At 39.6% G+C, this 24,064-nt stretch carries 19 protein-coding genes and 2 pseudogenes; 5 read left to right on the top strand and 16 right to left on the bottom strand.

All coding sequences use genetic code 11. The annotated features are described in order from the left end of the window. Positions 1 to 157: 157 nt before the first annotated feature. The 3 genes from ACY3FQ_RS15770 to ACY3FQ_RS15760 are packed head-to-tail and all read right to left on the bottom strand — an operon-like array spanning position 158 to position 3,894. Entirely contained in the window at positions 158 to 2,350 is a 2,193-nt protein-coding gene (locus ACY3FQ_RS15770; RefSeq protein WP_489774327.1) for a polysaccharide biosynthesis tyrosine autokinase, read from the bottom strand. 15 nt (positions 2,351 to 2,365) lie between these two features. Further along, positions 2,366 to 2,794, bottom strand: a complete 429-nt coding sequence (locus ACY3FQ_RS15765) for a low molecular weight protein-tyrosine-phosphatase (RefSeq protein ID WP_094148635.1) — start codon at positions 2,792 to 2,794, stop codon at positions 2,366 to 2,368. Next, positions 2,794 to 3,894 (bottom strand): polysaccharide biosynthesis/export family protein, encoded by a 1,101-nt coding sequence (locus tag ACY3FQ_RS15760; protein WP_489774326.1) that lies wholly within the window; start codon positions 3,892 to 3,894, stop codon positions 2,794 to 2,796. Before ACY3FQ_RS15760 ends, ACY3FQ_RS15765 begins: the two co-directional genes overlap by 1 nt. Before the next feature lie 181 nt (positions 3,895 to 4,075). Here ACY3FQ_RS15760 and ACY3FQ_RS15755 point away from each other — a divergent pair. Further along, positions 4,076 to 4,270: pseudogene (locus ACY3FQ_RS15755) on the top strand (transposase); the annotation flags it as partial. A gap of 106 nt (positions 4,271 to 4,376) precedes the next feature. On the opposite strand, the gene ACY3FQ_RS15750 reads toward ACY3FQ_RS15755, so the two are convergent. The 5 genes from ACY3FQ_RS15750 to ACY3FQ_RS15730 are packed head-to-tail and all read right to left on the bottom strand — an operon-like array spanning position 4,377 to position 12,114. Next, positions 4,377 to 5,966, bottom strand: coding sequence for a Tn7-like element transposition protein TnsE (locus tag ACY3FQ_RS15750; RefSeq protein ID WP_489774325.1), 1,590 nt, complete (start codon positions 5,964 to 5,966; stop codon positions 4,377 to 4,379). Next, positions 5,959 to 7,500, bottom strand: coding sequence for a TnsD family Tn7-like transposition protein (locus ACY3FQ_RS15745; protein WP_489774324.1), 1,542 nt, complete (start codon positions 7,498 to 7,500; stop codon positions 5,959 to 5,961). Before ACY3FQ_RS15745 ends, ACY3FQ_RS15750 begins: the two co-directional genes overlap by 8 nt. 24 nt (positions 7,501 to 7,524) lie before the next feature. After that, the gene (locus ACY3FQ_RS15740; RefSeq protein ID WP_125274161.1) at positions 7,525 to 9,207 is read right to left on the bottom strand and encodes an AAA family ATPase; all 1,683 of its coding nucleotides are present in this window, start codon (positions 9,205 to 9,207) and stop codon (positions 7,525 to 7,527) included. Beyond that, entirely contained in the window at positions 9,204 to 11,324 is a 2,121-nt protein-coding gene (locus tag ACY3FQ_RS15735; RefSeq protein WP_489774323.1) for a TnsB C-terminal domain-containing protein, read from the bottom strand. Before ACY3FQ_RS15735 ends, ACY3FQ_RS15740 begins: the two co-directional genes overlap by 4 nt. Then, positions 11,311 to 12,114, bottom strand: coding sequence for a TnsA endonuclease C-terminal domain-containing protein (locus ACY3FQ_RS15730; protein ID WP_125274159.1), 804 nt, complete (start codon positions 12,112 to 12,114; stop codon positions 11,311 to 11,313). The genes ACY3FQ_RS15735 and ACY3FQ_RS15730 overlap by 14 nt, the downstream gene beginning before the upstream one ends. 428 nt (positions 12,115 to 12,542) lie before the next feature. Here ACY3FQ_RS15730 and ACY3FQ_RS15725 point away from each other — a divergent pair, with 428 nt between their 5' ends. Further along, on the top strand, positions 12,543 to 12,809 hold the full coding sequence (locus ACY3FQ_RS15725; protein ID WP_017396924.1) for a type II toxin-antitoxin system TacA family antitoxin: 267 nt from the start codon (positions 12,543 to 12,545) through the stop codon (positions 12,807 to 12,809). Further along, the gene (locus tag ACY3FQ_RS15720) at positions 12,799 to 13,287 is read left to right on the top strand and encodes a GNAT family N-acetyltransferase (RefSeq protein WP_004684281.1); all 489 of its coding nucleotides are present in this window, start codon (positions 12,799 to 12,801) and stop codon (positions 13,285 to 13,287) included. The genes ACY3FQ_RS15725 and ACY3FQ_RS15720 overlap by 11 nt, the downstream gene beginning before the upstream one ends. A gap of 609 nt (positions 13,288 to 13,896) precedes the next feature. Here ACY3FQ_RS15720 and glmS read toward each other — a convergent pair. Genes glmS through ribBA form a run of 7 tightly spaced genes read right to left on the bottom strand, consistent with a single transcriptional unit; the run spans position 13,897 to position 20,626 of the window. Next, a complete protein-coding gene (glmS, locus tag ACY3FQ_RS15715; protein WP_005401638.1) occupies positions 13,897 to 15,735 on the bottom strand; it encodes a glutamine--fructose-6-phosphate transaminase (isomerizing) in 1,839 nt (612 codons plus the stop codon). Between the two features lie 12 nt (positions 15,736 to 15,747). Continuing rightward, positions 15,748 to 17,112, bottom strand: a complete 1,365-nt coding sequence (gene glmU, locus ACY3FQ_RS15710) for a bifunctional UDP-N-acetylglucosamine diphosphorylase/glucosamine-1-phosphate N-acetyltransferase GlmU (protein WP_005401639.1) — start codon at positions 17,110 to 17,112, stop codon at positions 15,748 to 15,750. Positions 17,113 to 17,132: 20 nt separating this feature from the next. Then, on the bottom strand, positions 17,133 to 17,654 hold the full coding sequence (locus tag ACY3FQ_RS15705) for a phosphatidylglycerophosphatase A family protein (RefSeq protein ID WP_004983912.1): 522 nt from the start codon (positions 17,652 to 17,654) through the stop codon (positions 17,133 to 17,135). Beyond that, positions 17,632 to 18,549, bottom strand: coding sequence for a thiamine-phosphate kinase (gene thiL, locus ACY3FQ_RS15700; RefSeq protein ID WP_005401641.1), 918 nt, complete (start codon positions 18,547 to 18,549; stop codon positions 17,632 to 17,634). The genes ACY3FQ_RS15705 and thiL overlap by 23 nt, the downstream gene beginning before the upstream one ends. Positions 18,550 to 18,558: 9 nt before the next feature. Further along, positions 18,559 to 19,017, bottom strand: a complete 459-nt coding sequence (gene nusB / locus ACY3FQ_RS15695; RefSeq protein WP_005401642.1) for a transcription antitermination factor NusB — start codon at positions 19,015 to 19,017, stop codon at positions 18,559 to 18,561. A 4-nt stretch (positions 19,018 to 19,021) separates the two neighbouring features. Beyond that, complete coding sequence (gene ribH, locus ACY3FQ_RS15690; protein WP_004684294.1) at positions 19,022 to 19,492, bottom strand: 6,7-dimethyl-8-ribityllumazine synthase; 471 nt, start codon at positions 19,490 to 19,492, stop codon at positions 19,022 to 19,024. An 18-nt stretch (positions 19,493 to 19,510) separates the two neighbouring features. Continuing rightward, entirely contained in the window at positions 19,511 to 20,626 is a 1,116-nt protein-coding gene (ribBA, locus tag ACY3FQ_RS15685) for a bifunctional 3,4-dihydroxy-2-butanone-4-phosphate synthase/GTP cyclohydrolase II (protein ID WP_005401643.1), read from the bottom strand. A gap of 521 nt (positions 20,627 to 21,147) precedes the next feature. On the opposite strand from ribBA, the gene ACY3FQ_RS15680 reads away from it, so the two are divergent. After that, the gene (locus ACY3FQ_RS15680; RefSeq protein ID WP_039890765.1) at positions 21,148 to 22,542 is read left to right on the top strand and encodes a methylenetetrahydrofolate reductase C-terminal domain-containing protein; all 1,395 of its coding nucleotides are present in this window, start codon (positions 21,148 to 21,150) and stop codon (positions 22,540 to 22,542) included. A 2-nt stretch (positions 22,543 to 22,544) separates the two neighbouring features. Here ACY3FQ_RS15680 and ACY3FQ_RS15675 read toward each other — a convergent pair. Then, a pseudogene (locus tag ACY3FQ_RS15675) lies at positions 22,545 to 23,209 on the bottom strand (epoxyqueuosine reductase QueH). A 376-nt stretch (positions 23,210 to 23,585) separates the two neighbouring features. Here ACY3FQ_RS15675 and ACY3FQ_RS15670 point away from each other — a divergent pair. Next, the gene (locus ACY3FQ_RS15670) at positions 23,586 to 23,708 is read left to right on the top strand and encodes a hypothetical protein (protein WP_004684300.1); all 123 of its coding nucleotides are present in this window, start codon (positions 23,586 to 23,588) and stop codon (positions 23,706 to 23,708) included. Positions 23,709 to 24,064 lie beyond the last annotated feature (356 nt).

The following is a 24,064-nucleotide window of genomic DNA, read 5'->3' as shown; positions in this document are numbered from 1 at the left end:
GAAGCTATAATCACGTTGTGTGCGTTTAACTCGTTGTTCTTGTGCATGTTCCATAAAATAAGTCTCTTAAGGTGTAAACTTATTTCAGGACGGGACAGTCATACAAAATAAAAAGCCAGAAATCAAGTTCTGGCTTTTTATCGGTTAGAGAATGTATTTAGTCTGATTCTTTATTGGCTTTATAGGCATAAGCATAGTTATAGCCATAGCCATAGCCATAGCCTGCACTTGAACGCTGGATATCATTTAGAATGAATCCATTCACTTTCACGCCAGCTTGTTCGAAGCGATTCAGGGTCAATTCAAGCTCCTTCATCTGTGTTTTCGCATAACGGGCAATCACTAAGTTAACACCTGTATATTGAGAAATAATGATGCCATCCGTCACGGCTAAGACTGGTGGAGTATCGATAATGACATGATCAAATTTCTTTGACATTTGTTCTAATAGATTTTTGAACTGGTTAGAGCTTAATAGTTCAGAAGGATTCGCAGGACTTTTCCCGCGAGAAATCACACTTAAACCTGGCACTTCTGTAGGACGAATAACCGTGTCTAAACTTTGTTGACCATTGAGTAACTCTGTTAAGCCAGGTTGTGTGTCGAGATTAAAATACTTGTGTAAATAACCGCGACGTAAGTCTGCGTCTATGATTAATACGCGTTTGTCACTTTGTGCCAAAATTGTGGCTAAATTCGTTGAGATAAAGGATTTACCAACTTCAGGTGCTGGACCTGAAATCGTAATCAGATTATTCCGGGCAGAGCTTAGCGCGAAATGAATGGCTGTACGCATACTTCTTAAGCTCTCAATAGCGATATCATCACTATTTTTAACAGCCAGAATAGGAATATTCTTTTTCTTCTTTAAAATATTAATACGGCTTTCTTGTACAGGTGAACGTGGAACCGTTGCATACACGGGCAGATCCAACTCATTTTCAATTTGAGCTGAGTCTTTGATCCCTGAACGCATCATATTACGTAATAACGCCAAGAGCGTACCTAAGAAACCACCTAAGAAAATAGAGAGAATTAAAATCTGTAGCTTCTTCGGTGCAATCGGCTCAATTGGTTCCACTGCTGTATCGACAATACGAACATTTCCAATCTCACCTGCTTTAGCAATACGTAGCTGTTGATAAGAGTTAAGTAGGGCAGTATATAATTGCTGTTTGACTTCAACTTCACGGTAAAGCTGTAAATAACGACGTTGTAAATCTGGCAGTTCTTTTAATGTCGCATTTAACTCCCCAATCTTTTTATCGATTGCTCCTAGTTGTGCATTCATTTGCTGCATGACTGGATGCTCAGCAGTATATTTGGCCGAAGCCTCTGCAACTTTTTGTTCAAGTTCTGCTTTTTGAGTTTCTAAGGTTACACTTTGCGTTAAATACAACTCAGATTCTTTCGTCACATCTACGGTGTTGTATTGTTGGCGAAATTTGTTGAATTCACGTTCTGCTACATCAAGTTGTTGTTTCAGCTCTGGTAGTTGTTCATCTAAGAATTTAAGTGTTTGCGCTGTTTCAGCTGAACGACGTTCAATGTTTTGTTGGCTATAAGAAACCAGAATAGCATTGAGTACTTGGGTAATATGAGCTTTGTCTGTACCTTGATAATTGAGCCCAAGAATACCTGTTAACTTTCCTTTTTCTGCGACTGAATAATTCACCAGAATACTGTCGACTGCGGCAGGTAGTGATTGTTTTTGAATGAGATAAACATCATTCAGCTGGTCTTGTGTATAAATAGAAATATTCCACAAGCCATCCGTTGTGCGTAGTGTATTCGCTTGGTTTATTTTAGCGGTTAAAATGACTTGTTCAGTTTCTTTATCTGTCAGACTAAATTGTTTATCATTAAAGCGAAGTTCAAGGTTTTTATCACGGAAGTTTGATGGAACATTAAACTGACGGATGTCAAAAGCTTTTTCATCATCTTTAAACAGAACGGATTTCGGCTGGTACTCTGTTTGATAATGGTGTGGAGATAATAGACGATCAGTAAATGAATTTTCCGTGCCCGAAATTTTAAGATCTAAATTCAAATGTTGAATGACATTGCCTAAAACTAAACGCGATTTTAAAATTTCGATTTCTGCTTGAGCAGGTTGCTTCTGCTCAATCATGCTCGATAGGTCACCTAATAAAGCTGCAGAAGCCCCTTTATTTTCTTCTACTTGTACCAAAGCGTTAACCGAATAGGTATCTGGAGTTGCTCTTAAGTATAGTAGGGCACAAATTAGACTCAAAAGGATACACAGCGCAATTAACTTCCATTGTGCGATCAATGAGAAAAATAGTTCTTTTAAATCAATAGTATCTTCTGTATTTGTAGTTTGGCTCATAATCGTACATCAAAGTTAAATATGTTTAGTCCAATCTGCTACACAGGCTTGTATAAGCAGGGAAGTTTCATCAAAAAAAGCTTGATCATGTTGATAGGGGTCAGGAATATTTTTTCCTTGCCAATGACCTAAACGAAATGTTTTTCCTTTAGCAAAAGGCCATATTTGCTCAATATGCTTTTGCTGATTTTGGCTCATCACTAAAATCAAGTCAGCTTGTTTAATTAGCTCGGCATTGAGCTTTCGTGCAATGTGGGAACTCATATTAATCCCAATACGTTGCATGCAGTGTTGTGCTTTTTCATCAGCGGCATATCCAATCATGCCAGAAATGCCTGCAGAATGAATGGTGAGCTGAGGGTGATTTTTTTTGAGCAAGTATTCTGCCATAGGGCTACGACAGATATTACCCACGCATACCACCAAAATATTTTTGAACTGCATTATTGCCCCATACGGTCAATATTATAAATAACATTTGAGAATGGAATGACTTGATTGATTACACGTTGCCAACGAGTTAAACCAGAAGCATCGACATAGACAATATCATTACTACGCATTTGAAATTTATTTGCCAACCCAAAATCACCAATGCTGGTTAAATCCAAATGATAAATATCAGTCATGCTGGAATCGGGGTGACTGCGAACGACATAAATTTTACTGCGACTACCTGAAAGCGGATTTAAGCCTAAACTTTCGCCAAGTACATCACTTAAGCTAATGCCTTGATCGCGCATAGGAATCGGTTTGTTTTGACCAAACTCTCCCATCACATAAATTCGTTGATTCTCTTTAGCATTTACATACAGAGTATCATTGGGTTGAATGAGTAAGTTATGTAGTGAGTAACCCGCTTTCTCGAGTGAAATACTATTTAAATTATATGTTCTGCCCTGACGAACAAGGGTAATCGATGTGTTATCTCCCAGTTGGGTATTAATACCCCCAGCCAAACCTAATGCAGTATAAACACTGGTGGGTTGGTCTGTTAAATTAAATTGCCCACCTTTCATTACACTACCTTGTACAGAGTAGCGTTGTCCTTGATAAGACAATACGCGAGCAATTACATCAGGCGTTTTTAAGTAACGAGAAAGTTGGCTACGCAACTCTTGATTGACCTGAGTTAAAGATTTTCCCGCAGCTTTATAGCGACCAATAATGGGAAATTGAATATAACCACTTTGATCAATTTGATAACCATTCGACTTGATAGCTTCTTCATTACTAATGGTATTGGTTGGTGGGGTAATCTCTGGATAGGCCCATAGATAAATGGACAAAATATCACCAGCGTTTAATTTGTAATTTTTTTGAGGAGTATTGAATAAATGAGCAAAATATTCTTGATTGTATTGGGCTGGCTGGACAGCGGATAAAGATGATTGAGTCAGCTTCACAACATTGACCTGCGTGCCTAAATCCGTTTGATAAACTCCTTCTTCTGGTAAATCATAAGTTTGTAAGCCAGAAGTAAGAGCACAACTTGTAGCACTAATACTAATCGCAAGAATGGAAAAAAGTTGATAATGCTTCACGCTCGACCCTTGAATAGTTATATCTGTTGTCACACAACAACATATCTTTGGAGTTGGAATTGAGTTAATTCTAGCTGAAAAAAATCAAAAAAGCATTGAAGAATCATTTCGGTTTGTATGCGAAGTTTATTAGGGCTTGTTGAGAATTAACAAAGGCTACTGATTAATTTATAATAGTACTATGGATAGATACATACTTACTGATGCCCAATGGGCAAAAATGGAACCTTTTTGCCTAGGTAAAGTGACCGATCGAGGTCGTAGTGGAAAAGATAATCGATTATTTTTAGAAGCAGTCCTATGGATTGCCCGTACAGGCAGTCCATGGCGTGATCTACCTGCTCATTTTGGTAAATGGAAGGCTTTGTTGCACAAAGATTTGAAATGCAAAGCGCCCCTAATTGAGCTAAATTTAAGGCGTAACTTGGGTAAGTGGTCGACCTAATTCCGTAAATCTGTTAAGGACTAGCTCTTCATGAAATTTATATCGATTTTGCCTTTGCCAAGATCCGCTCCGCCCAGTCAGCGTAATAATTTACATCTTCTACTTCTTTCTTTTTTGAAGGATGATTAATTGTAGTTATTGCATTAATGCCTCTCACTTCAGATAGAAACTTTTTAGGCCAACTGAGTGATTGAGAAAGTATCGAATTGTTTAATATATCCAAATCTGTCTCAATTAATCGTTGAGTTTTTTCTTCATATGGGAGTAATAAGGTAGAGATATTTTTTTTACCATCTGAAGTATCAATTTCACACAAATAAAATTGATGATTATTTTCTATATTTAAAATTTTATAGACATAAAAGTAGCGTAATTGATTGTTTGCAAACTTATGCCCTCTGAAACGTTTATATATTTTAAAAGGTGAGTTCTTGATTTCTTTGGTTTTATATCCCTTTTCTTCAATTTGCTCCAATAGTTTAATCAAGTCTTTATAAGTGACTCGCTCTAGTTGAATTTCTGATTCTGTTGTAAATCCAGACACTGTACCCTCTATATCTCCTTCTCCACCAGCAAATCCTTCTTCTTGATTTTGATCTTTATCCATTTGCTTTCGTCTTTTACGTACTACAGTTTTAGCAGGAGGTTTCTCTAAAGAAATTTTTAATTCTTCAATTGTATAAATTTCTCCAGGTAGGTTTCTTAGCTTGGCCAGTAGTTTATCGATATCTGCCTCAGCATTTTTATTCAATTTCTCTTTAGGTTGACTCGCTGGTTTTGGTTTGTTTGAACCTTGCCCTTGAGCATTTTTGACCTGTTGTATGATTCTTTTTGAAGTGAAATGAAATTGAATAGGGCGGTTGATAGCTGTATCAAGATTTTTGAAAGATGTAATGCGCTCAATTCTGTAAATACCTGTTTCTTTATCATAAATTCCATCTACTGTTAGATCAATATTTTTAAGATCAGGCACTTCCATGTCAAAATTAAAACTTTTAGCGCCTTTTTGATCAATAATTGTTTTCTGATAAATACTAAGGAAGGCTTTATTTAAATCAGGCTGTAATAAAACTAAAGCGAGCTTCTTCAAAAAATGAGGATCAGAGACATCTGCGTTCATAATTTTTTTGTTTTTTGCTATATTAATATGAATAGCCTTTTCATCATTTCTATCCACTAAAACATCGGTTGAATAATTTTCTGCAAAAAGTGCCGCCCGAATTAAATAAGGATGAGAGAAAAATAAATCGCGGGCCAAGATAAGCTTAGGTATTTGAATAGTTATATTTTTCTTTAAAACTGTTGAGTAGTAATTAAATTCAAAACATATCCGGCCTTCATGTATTTTTTGATCCTCACCCTCCGGTAAAATAATAGTTCTAAATGTTGTGAAATTTACATGTTCAAGTGTGTGAGTGAATAATTTTGTAGGAGAGGCATCAATTTGGGTTCTATAGCGGTATGGAAGAACACTCTCAATCGGTAATTTAAGTTGAATAGGACGTTTAATAATAGGGTTAAACAAATGAGTATCAATATCAAACCGAGTTTGACCGCGTCGACTAATTTTTGTCGCAGTATAGTAAATCATCTCTTTTGGTAAAAAGTCGGTTGAACAATCACTCATTTTTTATTTCTTCCCAAATATTATTAAAAAATCGATGTGCTTCTGGCGTTAATCGTTGCTCACTTAATCCTGATTTACGTAAAAAAACACTCGATGGATAGTATTTATTCTTACTTTGTTGACGAATATATGTTCGAGTCAGACGACGTATTTGATAACAGTCCACCGACTCAGCGTAGCGCTCCAAAAATGCTTTGGTCAACGGCAGAAAATGCCAGTTTTTTTCAATTACGCTGACATGCCCGAGTTGTTTAATTAAAAACTTTTTGGTCCATTGTGGGGAGTCTAAGTCTTCTAATAATTCATCACGTATTTTAATCAATTGTTTCATAAACTGACGATCCCGAATACTCCAATCGACACGTGGTTTGGGTAGAGAGAGTGGTGTCATGATAGCGGTTTGATTGATTTGTAACAGCCAATCTTTATGATTGCGATATAAACGTGCGTACAGTGCACCATCATGTTTACGAGCTAGTTTGACTGACATATCCTGAATCAATTGTATCCATTTCAGTTGATCATCTGACAGGACTTGGTAAGTCTTGTGTTTTACAGTGACAGGAATGGCTTGTTCCTCTATACCTACTGTCGCTAGATCCAAATACTGTTGGTATGTATAAATAGGACTTTGTTCGGAAACAAGTGCCTTTAATACGATGAGATGCTCAAGATAAGAAAATGCTTTACGATGTTTTCTACAGATATTCTTGAGCCAGCAGTTCTCAGAGCTCAGATCACCTAATTGATAATATTGAAGAAATCTTTCGCCCCAATAATCGACAACAAGCTGACGGACTTTTTCGTAATTGATATTTTTTTGACCTGACAGTAAGCCTCTGTCTTTCAATAGATTGAAGTAGGCATTTGATAAAATCGATACATCTTGTACTGCAATATGGCTCGATTGAATAAGTAGATCCTCGATTATTTTTGCTAACTCTAGATGACGCTTTAAGTCTTGTGAATTAATAAAAAGTTGTGAGGAGTCAATAAGGACATTTAAATGAGCATTATAAAATCTTCGGTCTAGCCCATTGCAAGGAACAGCGCTGACAAAAAGGGCAGATTCATGCTTTATACAATATTCATATCCTGTAATCTGCCAGCTACGTTTCCAATACACTTCACCATATTGTTCCATCTGTTCTTGCCAACAATGCGGACAGAACCGAAAAAAATTCACAGATTTGATTCGCGACGCATTTTTTCCCAACTTGGTATGTAATGATTGATACTGTTCACCCTGCAATACATGTACAGCATAACGCATCACTGTATCAGGTTGAAATGGTTGGTAAATTGGTAACAGGGTGTGTTGGTTGATTAAAGTAAGCGCATCATAGTGATCTGGTAAGTAACTGGCCAACCTGTCTAGATGAGAAGGTAAATCGTAAGTTGGCGTCAAATTTCTATTATTGAATAATTCTTCAGTAAGGTATTTGGGACTTAAAATTCCATTGTGAATAGCATAACGTGCAATCACACTGTAAATTAACTCATCTGGATATGGTATTGGAAAATTTGAAATCATAATACACTTACTCTCTATTTTTGTTTAATGCAACACAGGAGAGGTGGGATCAAACAAATAGTGAGATGATTTTAATAGCTCATAAACATCGACTTCCTTTTCTTGTGCTTGACTGAAAAAATTTCTTAAGTCATTGGCTTCAGTGCTCTTCCATTCCTCCGGCTTCATGACTTTACGAGATGTACGTGGCTTCCTTGCCAGAGTCGTGGTTTGATGCTGTTTAAACTTATCTTCTGCTACAGGGCTGTCTAATACATCCAGAATATGCTGGAAGAGTGTCTTTAATTTTTCGTTTGGATATCGTTTTAATGTAGAAGTAACATACTGTTCTATTGTAGCAGCCGGGTAATCAAAGGCTGTCAGCATACCAATGAGGGTAGAATAATGCGGTCCTAGATCTTTACGCTGTATTTCCGTTTTTAATGCAGCTTTGAAACGTTGTTGTTCAACATATTCCTCAATTTGAACTTGAGGGATCGTTAAGTCAGAATATCGTGCAATACGTGTGGGGTTGCCTGAGCGGAGTGCATCCAAAATATCGTGGACTGGCTGTAATTGTTCTTCGTAGACTTTTTTAAAAAGTTCAGATGTAATTTTTTCCAGACCAATGGTGATGGCATGAATCTGCATCAAGCAGAACAGTTTAACCACTAAATCTGGAATGCCCTGCGTATAATAATACCAAGTGTTTCTTAATTCATCGGTCAGTTCAGCTGGTTGTTGAACCCATTGATATTGCCACAGCGTGTTGGTGAAAGCATACCATTCAGAAATGATCATTTGATCAGGGGTGCTAAGATCGGGAGTGGGTGCTTCATTGCGCATAGGTTCCCAGATTAAAGAGCCTAATCCTGCACTGCGTCTAGCTGATCTTAAATCTTCTTGCAGAATTTCATTGGCTTTGGGTGTCCCAATCATCACAATTGGAATGGATGCCACATTCACAAGGGTAACAAAGAAATTAAGAATGATTTCAGCCCCGCCAGATTTTTTTGTATTCAAATGCTGGATTTCATCAATGATTAAAAGTCCAATAGAATAATTATTTGCGATAATTTTCATCTGCTGCAGCATAGCATTCACATTTAAGCGACTTCTGGTGAAACGATGCTCGAAGTTTGTATCTCCTAATGCTAAATCTACTGCTCTAAAAAAGTTTGAGCATAAGTTTTTTAAAGAGCTGTCATGCGGACAATCAATTTTAAGGTAAACAATTTGTTTTAATCCCAGCTCTCTATGTTCAATCACTTGCGGGTAATAACGCAAAATTTTGTTCATTGTCGTTGTTTTACCGCTTCCCGAACATCCTATAATTGACATGCTAGTTGCAGTCGACTCTGGAGGTGCGTAGCGATAAGAGCTTTCATTTGATGGTTCTAGTTGCTGAAAAGCAGCGTGTAAATGTCGATTTCTATCCCCATTAGTGATGTTTCTACTCACATAACCTTGCCGAATCATAATAGAAATTTTTTGCTCAAGGGATAAATGTTTAGTCAATGGCTGGAAAAAATCATGAGGTAATTGAGCGATTAAATGGATTCTTTCTTGTTGCGCATAAAAGCGCTGTTTTGGAAGAAATTTCAGTTTCCCTCGGAGGTGTTTAATGACCGACTTCGTATCAAGGATAGGCGGTAATTGAGTAATGAGAGGATTATCCCCATAGATATCTTCTATCGATGTGTTGACCGCGACTTCATTATTATTCATTCTTCATCGTCCTCTTCAAATAATTGTCTCATTAAGTCTGGTTGCCTGGTCAAATCCAGATTGCTGCTGTGAGATGGGGGGGTTGGAGGGTTGTCTTGGTTGGGATGGATAGTCCGGATAGAATTGACGGACCTATTTTGGAGATGTTCCTCACGTTCTACTTGAATTGCTTCTTGTTTGTTTTGACGGATATCCCGAGTACGTTGTGCTTTAGAAAGTTGGTGAACTCCTGCTTGAGCCTGCCGGCTCTGTGCTGTGTGGATGATTTTGTCAGTAAAATCCTGCAATTCACTGATGGCTACGGACTTTAGTTGTGAATGCTGTTTTTCAACAGTTTTGATTGCTTTTTGAATTTGTTCAGCTTCCCACCAGGTCAGATGCTGATATTGACGTGAGGTATCACTTAAGTGGGCTTCCCAGTATTCCAACTTATTTTCATCAAAGAAAACATAAATGGTATTTACTGAGTATGGGTCAAAACCAATCCGCAACTTTTTCGGGCGGGATTTGGTCGTGTTACGAATAAACCAGCCTTGTTGATGCATTTCCAAACATTGATAGAGTAAGCCTTTGACTTTAAGTCCCTTGTCACTTAAGGAGGCGTCGGTCCTAGGTAACAAGCCAACATATAGTGATTTGTTATCCACTTGTCTTAACATCCCAGTACGGTGCTGTAGACCCCACTGCCAGAGCTTAAGGGGGATAGAAGGCAGGTCAGTCGGCATATCGGCACTACGATCATATTTCGTCAAAATATCAAAATTATTGCGTAACAAGACGCAGCTTAATATGATTTTTCTGAACTCTTCCAAAGTTAGACAAGCTTCTAGTCGATAATCATGTCCGCCTTTCTTTTTTTCCTTGAATCCAGAAACAACACCAATATTCTCGTAGGATTTAAAGCGTGACTGAATGATTCCAAAAGCCCTCTCCACAATACCTTTGGCATCGCTTCGATACGGTGGTGCATTTTCAATTCGAACAGAAAAATTTTTTTCAAGAAGTTCAATTTGATAGCCAATGAGTTCACCGCGGTCTGCAAGTATGGCGCTAGGTAAACCATAAATCGGCCAGTCTTCCGGTTGTATTTGCAAGCCATAACTCTGACAGAATGTCACTTTATTTTGGATTGCAACGCTGAGGCATTGTATGGCTGTATTAAATGAACTGTTTTCCATACCGACATAAAGCCCAGTAATCATCCGGCTGAATACATCGATAACAATATATACGGTAGGTCGGCCAATAATCTGTGATGGATCTCGTGATGATACAAGGTAGATGTCAGCGATTGTTGAATCTATCTCATAACGTGCGCCAGGGCCATTTGCTTGCTTGGTTGCTGTTGAAGTTAGAGGTTTGTGATCTTTCAGAGTTTTCTGATTCGTCAGAATTTCCTTGGAATTGTTCTTATTTCTATATCGCGTATTATAAAAATAATAGAATTGAGCATAGGTTGGAATATCTGAGGTTTGCACTTGATGAAAGTGCTTAGAAAATACACTTTTAAACCGAAGATAAGTTTCGTTAATGGATTGTTTTTTGACAGGAACTAAATACTCTTCGATGGCTTTCTTAAAATATAATTCAACCTGTTCAGTGATATTCTTACCTTCATTCGATTCATAGATGCGTGGTCTGCCAATTTTTTTATCACCTATAGCTCTTTTTTGACCTTTTCCACCTGAGTTTTCATAGTCCGGTACCAAAGCATTTATAGTTTGACCACGCTGCCAGTAGCGTCTTAGGAGTCGTAGAATTTTATTAATTGATACTTCTTTCTCTAGATGTATAGTTTTAATTTTTGCAGTCCTGATTTTTGTATTGATAAGAACTTGTTCATCATTAATTAAATCTTGAATAATTAAAAAGTTTTCATCTCTTTTTTTGAGTTGAATAGAATCTTCACTCAAGTTTAATCGTTTTAAGTATTCATAAGGATCTTGCGCTGGTATCAGGCTTTGATCATCTGAGAGAGTTTGAAGTTCCTTAGACAAAATGAGTTCAGGAAAAGCATTTTTATTATCAATCGCAATCCATACCGTATACTGCGGTAAGAATTTGAGTATTCGGTATTGTGTTGAATTCAAGATGTAAACTGAATTAATTAGTTGCATGGACTGTATTCTCATTCTGGAGCAAATTACTTGCATGAATATCAGAGAGTTTAAGCTCCAAGTACGAAATTTCTAGATTAAATTGAAGTATTCGCAGTGCAAATAATTTTCTAAACAATGCGAGCGTCGCTCCGATACCCATTTTTTGAGTTTGGTCAGAATGCTTACAAAATTGGATTAATGAGCTTTGAGGGTACTGGCTAATTTCTTCCATAAAATAAACTGCTTGATCAATCATGTGATTTGTTATTTCAAGGTCATTTTTTTCTACATACAGCCATTTAATGTTCTCTAGTACCGTAGCAGGAATGTCTTTTTCAGTGATCAGTTTGAACGGCGTATTGTGCTCTTCTTCCCAGTAACGACGTTTAATTTCTAATGACTCAATAACATGAGCTTTATTCAGATCCTTGCTGTAAAGAGTGTCAAGGGCTATAGAAAACTTACCAAAATCAACTAAAAAATCTGAAGATAGGGTAAAAGGTATATAGTCAACCGATACTTTTTTCATTCGGAAACGAGAACAGATGGAGTTAAGATCATAGATATCCAAAGGATAATGTTCGCGAATATCTGTAACGTTCTGATTCCAATCAAGCAGTAAAAAGGTAGATAGCTCTAGATCAGAAAACAAGTGGTGAAGACGTTGACTCACACGACCTTGTACTCTATGAGAGCGACCAATTGAACTGAAGTTTTGAACAGTTTTACAAGGTTTATAATCGCGTCCATGGCCCTGGCCATACCCTTCTGTTACTAGTTCTTCATAGTTTTTTATAATTTTTGCCATACAGAAGACCTGTGGATTTTGGTGGATAATTAATCATATCTGAATGGGGGTAATTTTGTATTTAGCAAAAACATACAAACTTAAATATATCTATATACAAACAAAATTTTATAATTTTTATTTAATTATTCTTTTAATTCATTAACTTAATAATTAATATGGTATTTTAATACTCAATTAATGAGTTTAAAAAACGTTAATGATAGGCAAAAGTATTCAAATTACATCTTAGTAAACATCGTTGCATATTCTTATGTAAACCAACTGCATATTCAGACTCAAACCCGACCATTCATTCTGGTTCATAGTAAAATGTTTATTTTCTATTCCAAATATTTTAGAACAAAATATGTAAATTTGGATCTTAAAGTACTACCTTAATCTGCTATAATTTGTACATCATTATGATGTACAAATTGGTGGAAAATATGGCTAACTTAGCAACAGAACGAATCAATGTTCGTTCAACCGTAGATGCAAAGATTGTAATTGAGCAAGCTGCGAATTTATTGGGTCTTAGTGTGAGTTCCTTTATGATCCAATCCTCATTTGAACGAGCAAAAGAATTACTTAAATCTAATCACGAGTTAAAAGTAAATAATGCTGATCGTGATATGTTAATGAATTTGCTTGAAAATCCGCGCCCTGCAAATGATGAGATGAAAAATTTAATGAGTTTATTGGATGAAAATTGAGGTTTTACAAGCCCATCATCAGAAAAAATCATTTAATTGTGGGCAAGATGATTTAAATAAGTTCATAAAACAATACGCATCCCAACATCAGAAATCAGGAACAAGTAAAACCTATGTTGCTATTGATGATGATGCACAGGTGAGGGGGTTTTATTGTCTATCAAGTACCTCTATAGGATTTGATGGGGTTGATGCTGTTCTCACTAAACGATTACCTCGTTATCCCTTACCTTGTGTGGTTGTGGGTCGCTTTGCCGTTGATCAAGCAGCACAGGGGCAAGGAGTTGGAAAAGTACTTTTAGCACATGCTCTTAAACAAGTTTCAAAAGTTGCTCAAATTATTGGTGTTAATTTTGTTGTAATACATGCTAAGGATCAAAAAGCTATGAAGTTTTATCAGCGGTTTGGCTTTATCTCATTAACATCAAATCCATTAACATTAATATATCCAGTGAATGAAATACCTCATTTTAAATAAGGTGGGCTGCTAGCTAGTAACAGGAATAGCTAATAGACTTATTCAGAGTTTGCACATAGTTCCTTATCCCTTATTTTGCTTTATGACCAAATACTGCGTCTAATTATGGTAATTTAATTAAGTTTGTTTTATTTTTGATCATAAGTTGTTGATATATATTATTCATTATTTTTCAATTTTAAAATTAAGTTTGTATTAGAATTTGGTATCCTTAATTTTAGATGAAATTAAGTTTGTATTAAGTATCGGGTTCTTCCACTTTAAAATACGAATTCTTGCTCAGAAAGGTGAAGCATACTTTAAATAAAAATGAAATGTTTTCAAGATGAGGTCAAAAAGGGATGCTTTTTGAATCTAGGGTGAGATTTTTATATATCTATATTGTTGAATATATTAGTAATAATTTTATATTTCTGGTGTGATTCTAATTTGAATTTATTTATATTAAAAACCCTGTAGACTTGGTGAAGAATCACTGGGTCTACAGGGTAGGGTTTCGTTCGTTTACTTCATTAATATCCAAACTTAAATAATTAAATCTAAACTTAATTATTTGATACAAACTTAATTATACGAACACAACACAATTCCCAGCCTTTATTTAAATAATTATTCTACAGTGACGGATTTGGCTAGGTTTCGAGGTTGGTCGACATCTGTACCACGAAGGACTGCAACATGATAAGACAACAGTTGTACAGGCACGCTATAAACAATTGGAGCCAATATTGGGCTAATGCTTGGTACGTAAACCACATGCTGACGGTCTTTGGCTTTAATGCCGCTATTTTCATCGGCAAAGACAAAGAGTTCACCACCACGGGCTTGAACCTCTTCCATATTCGATTTGAGTTTATCGAGCATGTCATCTTTCGGTGCGAGAATGACCACAGGCATGTCGTTGTCGACTAAAGCGAGCGGACCATGTTTAAGTTCACCTGCGGCATAGCCTTCAGCATGGATATATGAAATCTCTTTGAGTTTCAATGCCCCTTCGAGTGCGATCGGGAAATTCGTGCCACGACCTAAGAATAAGCAGTGCTGCTTCTCTACGAAGAGTTCAGATAAACGTAAAATTTCAGGGTCATTACGTAAGGTATCTAAAATTACTTTAGGGGTGTGCCAAAGTTCAGCCGTAATCTCAGCCACATGCTGTACAGAAATGCTCTTCTTAACTGTACCGATTTTTAGGACCAATAACATCAGTGCTGCAAGCTGCGTGGTAAACGCCTTGGTCGATGCTACACCAATTTCAGGACCCGCCAGTGTAAGCAAACTATGATTGGTCTCACGTACCATAGACGATGTTGCGACATTACAAATAGTCATGGTGGTGATGTCAGTACCTTTTGCTGCAGCACGCTTTTGGGTATCACGCAGTGCGGCTAAAGTATCAGCGGTTTCACCAGATTGTGAAATGCAGACATAAAGTGTGTGATTGACAATGACAGGGCTGCGATAGCGGAATTCGCTCGCAATTTCTACTTGGCACGGTAAATCAATCAGTTGTTCAAACCAATATTTGGCAATCATCCCTGCATGGTAGCTGGTCCCGCAGGCAATGATTTGGATTTGCTGAATTTTTTGGAAATCAGCAACTGCATTGGCAAGAAAGTCTTCACGCAGTGCATTGCCATCTAGAGCTTGAGAAATGGTTTGTTGAATTGCTTCAGGTTGCTCATAAATTTCTTTGAGCATGTAGTGCTTATATTCACCTTTAGATGCATTGCTGACCGCAGCATCTAATTCTTTGATTGGACGCTCAACCCGTTGACCAGCGACAAAAACTTCAATGCTATTGCGGGTTAAACGAGCAATATCACCTTCTTCAAGGTAAATAAAACGATTGGTAATAGGTAGTAAAGCCAATTGATCTGAACTGATAAAGTTTTCGCCAATACCGACCCCAATGACCAAAGGTGAACCTTCACGCACGGTAATCAGTTCATCGGGATGGTCAGTATGTACGATACCTAGTGCATAAGCCCCTTTAAGCTGAGGCACGACTTGTTGCACAGCTTCCAGCAAGCTTGGAGTTGACTTTAAGGCATCCTTCACCAAGTGAGCGACCACTTCGGTATCGGTCTGTGAGGTAAATACATAGCCTAAAGCTTCAAGATCATCTTTAAGTTCTTGATAGTTTTCAATAATACCGTTATGGACTACAGCAACATCGCCAGAAATGTGCGGATGTGCATTATCTTCAGTGGGTTTACCATGGGTTGCCCAACGGGTATGCGCAATACCCAGAGAACCGAGAATATTGGATTGATTAACGGCTTCTTCTAGATTGGATACTTTACCGACACGTCTTTCGCGTAAAACTTGGCCTTGATTGACTAGCGCTAAACCCGCAGAGTCATAGCCGCGATATTCAAGGCGCTTTAAACCTTCAATTAAAATATTGGTAATACTACGTTCTGCAACGCCACCGACAATACCGCACATACTCTAATCCTCTTATTTCTTCATCTTTTGTGGACGTTGATAGTTTTCTTTTGCAACTTGCTTAGAGCGCTCTACCGCTAAACTATTCTCTGCAACATCACGGGTAATGGTGGAGCCTGCACCGACGGTTGCCCCATTGCCAATGGTGACAGGCGCAACCAATGAACTGTTGGAGCCAATAAATGCAGCATCACCAATGATGGTTTTAAATTTATTTGCACCATCATAATTACAGGTAATAGTCCCAGCACCAATGTTCGAGCCCGCACCAATTTCAGCATCACCCAAATAAGTAAAGTGGTTGGCTTTTGAGCCAAGGCCAATGCTGGTGTTTTTAACTTCAACGAAGTTACCAATATGCACTTCAGCAGCCAGTTTTGCACCTGGACGTAAACGAGCAAAAGGACCAATCTGTGCATCTTCACCGACCATAGCATTATCAAAGAGGCTATACGGCTGAACTTTTGTACCTGCTGCGATCTTGGTGTTTTTGATGATACAACCTGCACCAATTTCTACATGGTCGCCGAATTCACATTCGCCTTCAATAATCACATTGATGTCGATGCGTACGTCTTGCCCAACGGTTAAATTTCCACGAAGGTCAAAGCGACGAGGATCAATTAAATGCACACCTTGCTGCATCAACTTTTTGGCTTGGTCTATTTGGAATTGGCGCTCTAATGCGGCGAGCTGAATACGATCATTCACTCCTTCAACTTCGAAGGCTTGTTCAGGCTCAACCGATGCGACTTGCATCCCATCGGCTAAGGCCATTGCAACGATATCCGTGAGGTAGTATTCACCTTGCGCATTATTATTGCTTAAGCGTGGTAACCATGCATGTAATTTGGCATTGTTGACACAATAAATACCAGTATTAATTTCTTTAATCTGGTGCTGCTCTGTGGTCGCATCCTTATGTTCAACAATCGCTTGAATTTGACCATTCTCACGCACTATACGCCCATAACCTGTTGCATCGGCTAAAGTTAAAGTCACTAAGCCAATGCCTGTCTCGGCAGTTGCATTGAGTAATTTTTGTAGCGTGTTTTGAGAGATGCAAGGTACATCGCCTGATAAAATCAGTGAGCTGCCTTCCTGTGGAAGGACAGGGAGTGTCATTTGCACCGCATGGCCAGTTCCGAGTTGCTCTGCTTGTTCCACCCATTCAATCTTTTCATGAGTAAACGTTTCTTGAACTCGTGCTCCGCCGTGCCCATAAATGGTAATAATATTGGCTGCATTTAATTTTTTTGCAGTGTCGATGACATGACCAAGTAAAGGACGTCCTGCAAGTGGTTGTAGTACTTTGGGTAAAGAAGAACGCATACGTGTTCCTTTACCTGCAGCAAGAATAATAACAGTCGTTGACATGTTCTAATCCTAAAAATGGCCTAAGCCACAGTGAAATAAAAATAAATCCAAATACAAAGTGCAGCCCATAGTCCTGCAATCAGGTCGTCGAGCATAATACCAAAGCCACCTTCGACTTTTTGGTCAATGACACGAATTGGCCAAGGTTTCCACACATCAAAAATACGAAATAAAATAAAACCCAGCAGCAGCCAGAGCCAATTCATTTGCCCTAAATATAGAACAGGCAAAAAGGTGATGGACTGGCCAGCAAACTCATCCCAGACAATACGCCCATCATCATGTACGCCCATCACTTTGGCAGTATGCCCACAGATATAAATGCCAATCAGAGACATGAGTATGATGGCAATAATGGTGTTGGATAAGCCAATTGCAAGCCAAATCGGGACAAACAGCAGCGCGAAGGCAGAACCAAACGTTCCTGGTGCTTTAGGTGCTAGTCCTGAGCCAAACCCTACACCGCAAAACACGATGAAACGGTCATACCAAGACATCTGACGAAAGAGGATAGGGGGCTTATGCAAAGTGTTGATATCCATTAAATTGCAAGGAATGGTCTAAGCCATTTTGTTGAAAACGCAGACCACTTTCGGCATCAATTTTTCCAATCACACTGATGCTGCTATGGTTTTGTTGTTGCAAAAGTTTTTCATAATTCTGCGGGCTTATTGTAAAGCATAATTCATAGTCATCGCCACCCGCCAAAGCATATTGCCATTGTTGTTCTCGTGTTACATCTTGTAGAGCGGTATTGATTGGCAGTTGATCAAGTTGTAGGGTCGCGCCCACATGGGATGCTTTTAAGATATGACCGAGATCTTGTGCTAAGCCATCCGACACATCAATCATACTGTGCGCTAAGCCTTTGAGTACTTGGCCCAGTTCACAGCGTGGGGTGGGGTAGTCTAAACGTTGCTGGAGAGGGTGCCCCAAGTGTTGCAAGGCAAAAGCAGCATCGCCGACAGTGCCACTGACACAAATCAAATCACCCACTTGAGCGGCAGAACGGGTGACGGCTTGGCCGATATCGACCCAGCCCAGTGCAGTCACGGAAATAGTAAGATGTGGGCTTTGGGTGGTGTCTCCACCAATTAAACTCACGCCAAATTGATCACAGCAATCATATAAACCCTGACTAAAGCCTTTGAGCCAGTCATGATCAATTTGGGGTAAGCTCAAGGCTAATAAAATACTCTGAGGTTTCGCGCCCATTGCGGCGATATCAGATAAATTGACTGCGACAGATTTCCAGCCAATCGCATGTGGGCTGGTATCAAGCGGAAAGTGACGTCCAGCAACCAAGGTATCGGCACAAATGACCAATTGTTGCTGTGGTGGTGGGGTGAGCAAGGCTGAGTCGTCACCGACGCCTAAATCGACAGAATGAGGACTCTTACGATTAAAATAGGTATCAATGATCGAAAACTCAGCCATACAACAAATCTACAACTGTGAGTTCGCTTGTTGCTTTTCTGCTGCACGTAAAGTCGTCGCTAAACGATCTAATACACCATTGATGTATTTATGGCTGTCTGCACCGCCAAAATGTTTAGCAAGCTCGATCGCTTCGTCTAAAACCACGCGATATGGAATTTCAAGGTGTTCCTTGAGTTCATATGCGCCTAAACGAAGGGTCGCAAGTTCAACGCCGTCAAGCGCAGAAACTTCGCGATCAAGCACAGGGATTAAGAGCGCATCCAATGCTTCATGATTGGCAACCACTTGGGTTAACAATTCATGATAATAGCTCAGATCCACTTTGTGCATGGCATTTTCCACACGCGTACGTGCTTCGATCTCATGGACTGGATTGTGGCTCATTTGCCATTCGTAAATTCCTTGTACAGCAAAGCGACGTGCTTTACGTTTTGCTGCATAAGTTGCTTGCAATGTTTGCGACATAGCGTTAAATAGCCTTTAACAAGTTAACCATTTCAATTGCAGTAAGAGCAGCTTCGCCGCCTTTATTACCTGCTTTTGTACCCGAGCGTTCAATCGCTTGTTCAATACTATCCGTAGTCAATACACCATTAATCACTGGAAGACCAGATTCTAGGCCAACCACGCCTAAACCTTTGGCACATTCACCTGCAACAAAGTCGAAGTGAGGTGTGCTACCACGAATCACAGCACCCAGTGCAATGATGGCATCGAAGCGTTCAGACGCCACTAATTTTTTAGCCACGACAGGAAGTTCCCACGCGCCTGGTGCATGAACAACAGTGATATTATCCTCTGATACACCATGACGTTTCAATGTATCAATTGCACCTTCTAATAGATGTTCGACAACAAAACTATTAAAACGACCCACTAAAATCGCATAACGGCCTTCGCTAGCGAGATGTAACATACCTTCAATACGGCGAATTGCCATAGCAACCTCGATGATTTTTTAAGTTGTTTGATGTGCGGTGATATATTCCACCACTTCTAAATTAAACCCAGAAAGTGCATTAAAGCGTAAAGGTGAGCTCAAAAGCTTCATCTTTTCTACGCCTAAATCACGTAAAATTTGTGCGCCCACCCCAATTGTTTGGTACTGCTGAGATAAAGCAGCATTGGATTTGGTTGGTTTTGGTGCTGTAAGGCTGTCTAGGGCTGGACCTAAGTCTTGTAAATGACGCTGCCCAATCCAGACTAAAACACCACGATTGCTGCTTGCAATTTCTTGCAGTGCTTTGTCGAGATTCCATGCTGGCTCGCCATCTTTTTTGTTGAGCTTGAGCAGGTCACGAACAGGATTGAAACCATGGACACGAACGGTCGTTACACCTTCTTTCGGTTCACCTTTCACCAAAGCCAAGTGAATATCTGGATTGCCTAATTCGCGGTAACGGTATAAGTCAAACGTCCCATATTCGGTATCAATGCTTTGCTGATCAATGCGTTCAACCGTTTGCTCGTTGGTCATACGATAGTGAATCAGATCCGCGATGGTGCCAATTTTTAAACCATGCTTTTCAGCAAAAATTTCAAGATCGGCACGACGCGCCATCGTGCCATCTTCATTGATGATTTCACAGATGACCGATGCAGGCTCTAGACCCGCTAGGCGAGATAAATCACAACCTGCTTCGGTATGACCTGCGCGGTGTAGAACGCCACCAGGCTGAGCCATCAATGGGAAAATATGTCCTGGTTGAACGATATCTGATGGTTTTGCATGTGCCGCTACTGCCGTTTGAATAGTATGTGCACGTTCTGCAGGTGAAATCCCTGTAGAAATACCTTCTGCCGCTTCAATGGAGAGCGTGAAGTTGGTGCCATGTTGTGCGCCATTGGCATCGACCATCAATGGTAGATTCAATTGTTTACAGCGATCACGGCTGAGCGTTAAGCACACCAAACCACGTGCGTGGGTGATCATAAAGTTGATGTCTTCTGCGCGAACATGGGTCGCTGCGATAACTAAATCACCTTCATTTTCACGATCTTCGTCATCCATCAGGATGACCATTTTACCTGCACGGATATCTGCAACTAGCTCTTCAACGGTATTGAGCGGCATCAACCTTCACCTTCATCGTTGTCGCCATGGACGACATATCATTTGTTTTCATTGGCACATAGTTTAAGCTTTTTTCAGGCTTTTGCCTATGTGCGAATCATTTCCTTGAGTCGTCCATTGTTATACACAGTCAGTCCCAACTTGAAAAGATGCCTTTATTTTAAAAAGCTGAAATGTGCTTAGTCTTTAAGCGATTGAAAAGCATAAAAAAGAACAATCTTATCGAAAATAAGTCAATCGGCGTAGTAAATAAGGGGTCTAGACAAATGTTGTGCTAGGGGCGGCGTGTGGTTGAGCGTTGGAGTACCTTCTTTTTTGAATTTGACCATCAGGTTCAGTTTTAGCAGGGTGCTGCAACTGATCAATCAGATCAGGGTGGATATTTGCGTTCACTCGTCGGGTAGAGGATGAGTCAAAAAAATATTGAATATGCCGTAGCGAACAACCAGACGACTCATCATCTATTTTTGATTTTTTGATATAATTCTTCTTTTTTAATCCTCTGGATTATTTCTTCTGTGATGTCCCTACTTGCTCAATATTTTGCACAGCAACAATTTTGCGTATTGGTTGAATACTTAAGTGCACACCAAACCCAGTGGTCTGTGAAAACTGAATTTGCAGGTTTTCCTGCGGCTATGACTCTGGCTGATCGGGTGCATGCGGATGATGATGAAGCGCCTTTGCAAGTCGCCAAACAGTATCCACAAGAGATTGAAAAAGTCATTCACTTTTCGGGGAAGGCACGGGATATACAAGACTTTGAGCAGTTTTTACAAGATGCAAAAACACAGGGTCAAAAGAACTTGTTGCTCTTAACGGGTGATAAATTAAAACAGCACCACTATAGCCATGATCTAGAACCCCGAACACGTTATTTGGAGTCCGTGAATGCTGTCATGGAAGCCAAACGCCAAGGCGGTTTTCATATTGGTGTCGCGTTTAATCCGTTTAAATATGCTGAAGCGGAAAAAGAGGCGCAATATTTAAAACTGCATAAAAAGATGAAAGCAGGGGCTGATTATGTGATTACCCAATTGGGCTATGACATGGCTGCTTTACAGGATGCGCATGCATTTTTAGCGCGGCATCAGTATGCTCAGAAAATTTTAGCCTGTGTCATGCCACTAACCTTGGCGCGGACCAAGTTTATGTTGAAACATGAAGTGGCCGGCATTGTGATCACCCCGCATATGTTGCAGGTGTTGCAACAGGAAAAAGAACAGGGTTTAAGTGATCGCGTTTATGTGCGCTGCGCATTACAGATTCTAATGTGTCGACATTTGGGTTTTGCGGGGGTGCATTTATCAGCTTGCCATCAGCCTGAAGAACAAAGCTTACTGGAAAGCTATATTGAAGAATATAGGCACTTGAGTTTTGCTGAGTGTGAACGACTTTGGAATACGCTTTGGCAGGTGCAAACCGGTACAGAGTTTCATCCGAAGCTGGTTTATTATTCACGGCCTGCGACATCGAGTCAGATTATTAAGTATCAACATCTGCATTTGATGCATGATGCTTTATTTGAATCTAAATTGGCCAAAGGGGTGGGGCGGTTTATTTTTAATTTCAATGTTTGGGATCGCTCGCGTGCCAAACAAGCATTACTGAAAACAGAACATTTGAGTAAACATGCGGTGGTGGGCTGTGAGAGTTGTGGTCAATGCCGTTTAGGTGAGACTCTGTATATTTGCCCTGAAACTTGCCCCAAAGGCTTGGCCAATGGGCCCTGTGGTGGAACAAGCTTAGACCGCTGTGAATTTGGTGACCGTGAATGTATTCACTCCGTCAAAGCACGCTTAGCCAAAGCCGTTGGACAAACAAAGATATTAAAAGAAAAACTGATTCCGACCGTGTCGATTGCGGTGCGTGGAACCAGCTCTTGGAAAAATTGGTATGTGGAGGCTGCTAGCTGAAATCAGCTGTCCTGATCCATGGCATTGGAATAGAACTTTTGTCCGAGTTTGATGCGTTCACGGCCTTGGCTCATGCGCCAACGGTTGCTATCCCGCAGTGAATACACACAGCTGCAGTACTCTTGTTGATAAAACTCTTCACGTTTGCTGATGTCCAGCATGCGTACCGCACCGCCATGTTTGCGCCAGTTGTAGTCCCAGTAGTAAATGCCTGCATAATGTGAAGCAGAACGGTGGCCACACTCATTGATCTGCTGCATATTCTTCCAACGGGAAATACCGAGAGAGCTGCTGATCAGGCTAAAGCCATGTTCTGCCGCATATAATGCTGTCCGTTCAAACCGCATATCAAAACACATGGTGCACGGATCCCTTTCTCTGGCTCATTTTCCATACCTTTGGCACGTGCAAACCAGTTGTCTGTGTCGTAATCACAGTCAATAAAAGGAATGTGATGTTTTTCTGCAAATCGAATATTTTCTTCTTTGCGAATTAGATATTCCTTCACGGGGTGAATGTTGGGATTGTAAAAAAAGATGGAGAAATTGATACCTGATTCAATCAGGGTTTCCATGACTTCACCTGAGCAAGGTGCACAGCAGGAATGCAAGAGCAGTTTGTCATGACCTGTGGGGAGGCTAAGTTTCTGACGTTCGAGCTTCGACATATTGAATGGTTTTTATCTATTTAAACCAGACAGTTTAAAACGTCTAACGAGTGGATCAACGGCGATTGGATGAAGAATTCTCAGGATGAGCTGATGAATTTTCATGATTAAAATCGACTTTGGTAGATGAATAAGACCTGTATTGAGCGCTGTAGATGAGTAGAGAGAGAACATTTGAGAGGCCCAAACTTGCATAATGGAGCGAGATTCGTCATCATTTACACAAAGGGTGTTTAACAGTTGTGTTAGATAGGTATTCGTTGAAGGCGGGCCACTTCAACAGCATGAAAGAGAGTATCTAGCTGTGCTTCATTTTTTTACTACGCCTTCTAATAAGGAATTGGAGTGTCGTCATAATTTTCAGTATGAGACCGATATGCGTTTGATCCAACGCTGTAAATTTCTTGAAGATCAAGATGAGAAAAAAGCCATTCAACATCTTTTAAAAGAACGGGGTTATACCAAAGCTGAGATTTTAAAGCTCACGATTGATGGTTAAATCTAAGATTTAAAAAAAGCTTCCTAGTCGGAAGCTTTTTCGTTTTTACATGCTCTGTTTGGCATCGCACCAGTTTGAGAGACAAGCGGCTTTGATTTGATATTTACATAATGCTTCACGTGGAACATAAAAAAGCCCGAAGACTAGGGTTGTGAGAAGTTCTGTTGTCAGCACGGTATGCTTTTTCAGCGCTTTAGCCTGCTCAATTTGGATAGAAGATCAGAATCATCAGTTCTCAATATTTGAACTGAATTTAACTCAGGTACAAGAGCATACTGCTTGCTGTAAAATGATTTCGCTATATCAACGTAGAGATATCACAAGAGTTCGATGCATAGCCACGAGTTAAATAGGAC

It is taken from the genome of Acinetobacter sp. AB03 (genome assembly GCF_058107045.1).
This window is presented reverse-complemented; position numbering and strand designations above follow the sequence as displayed.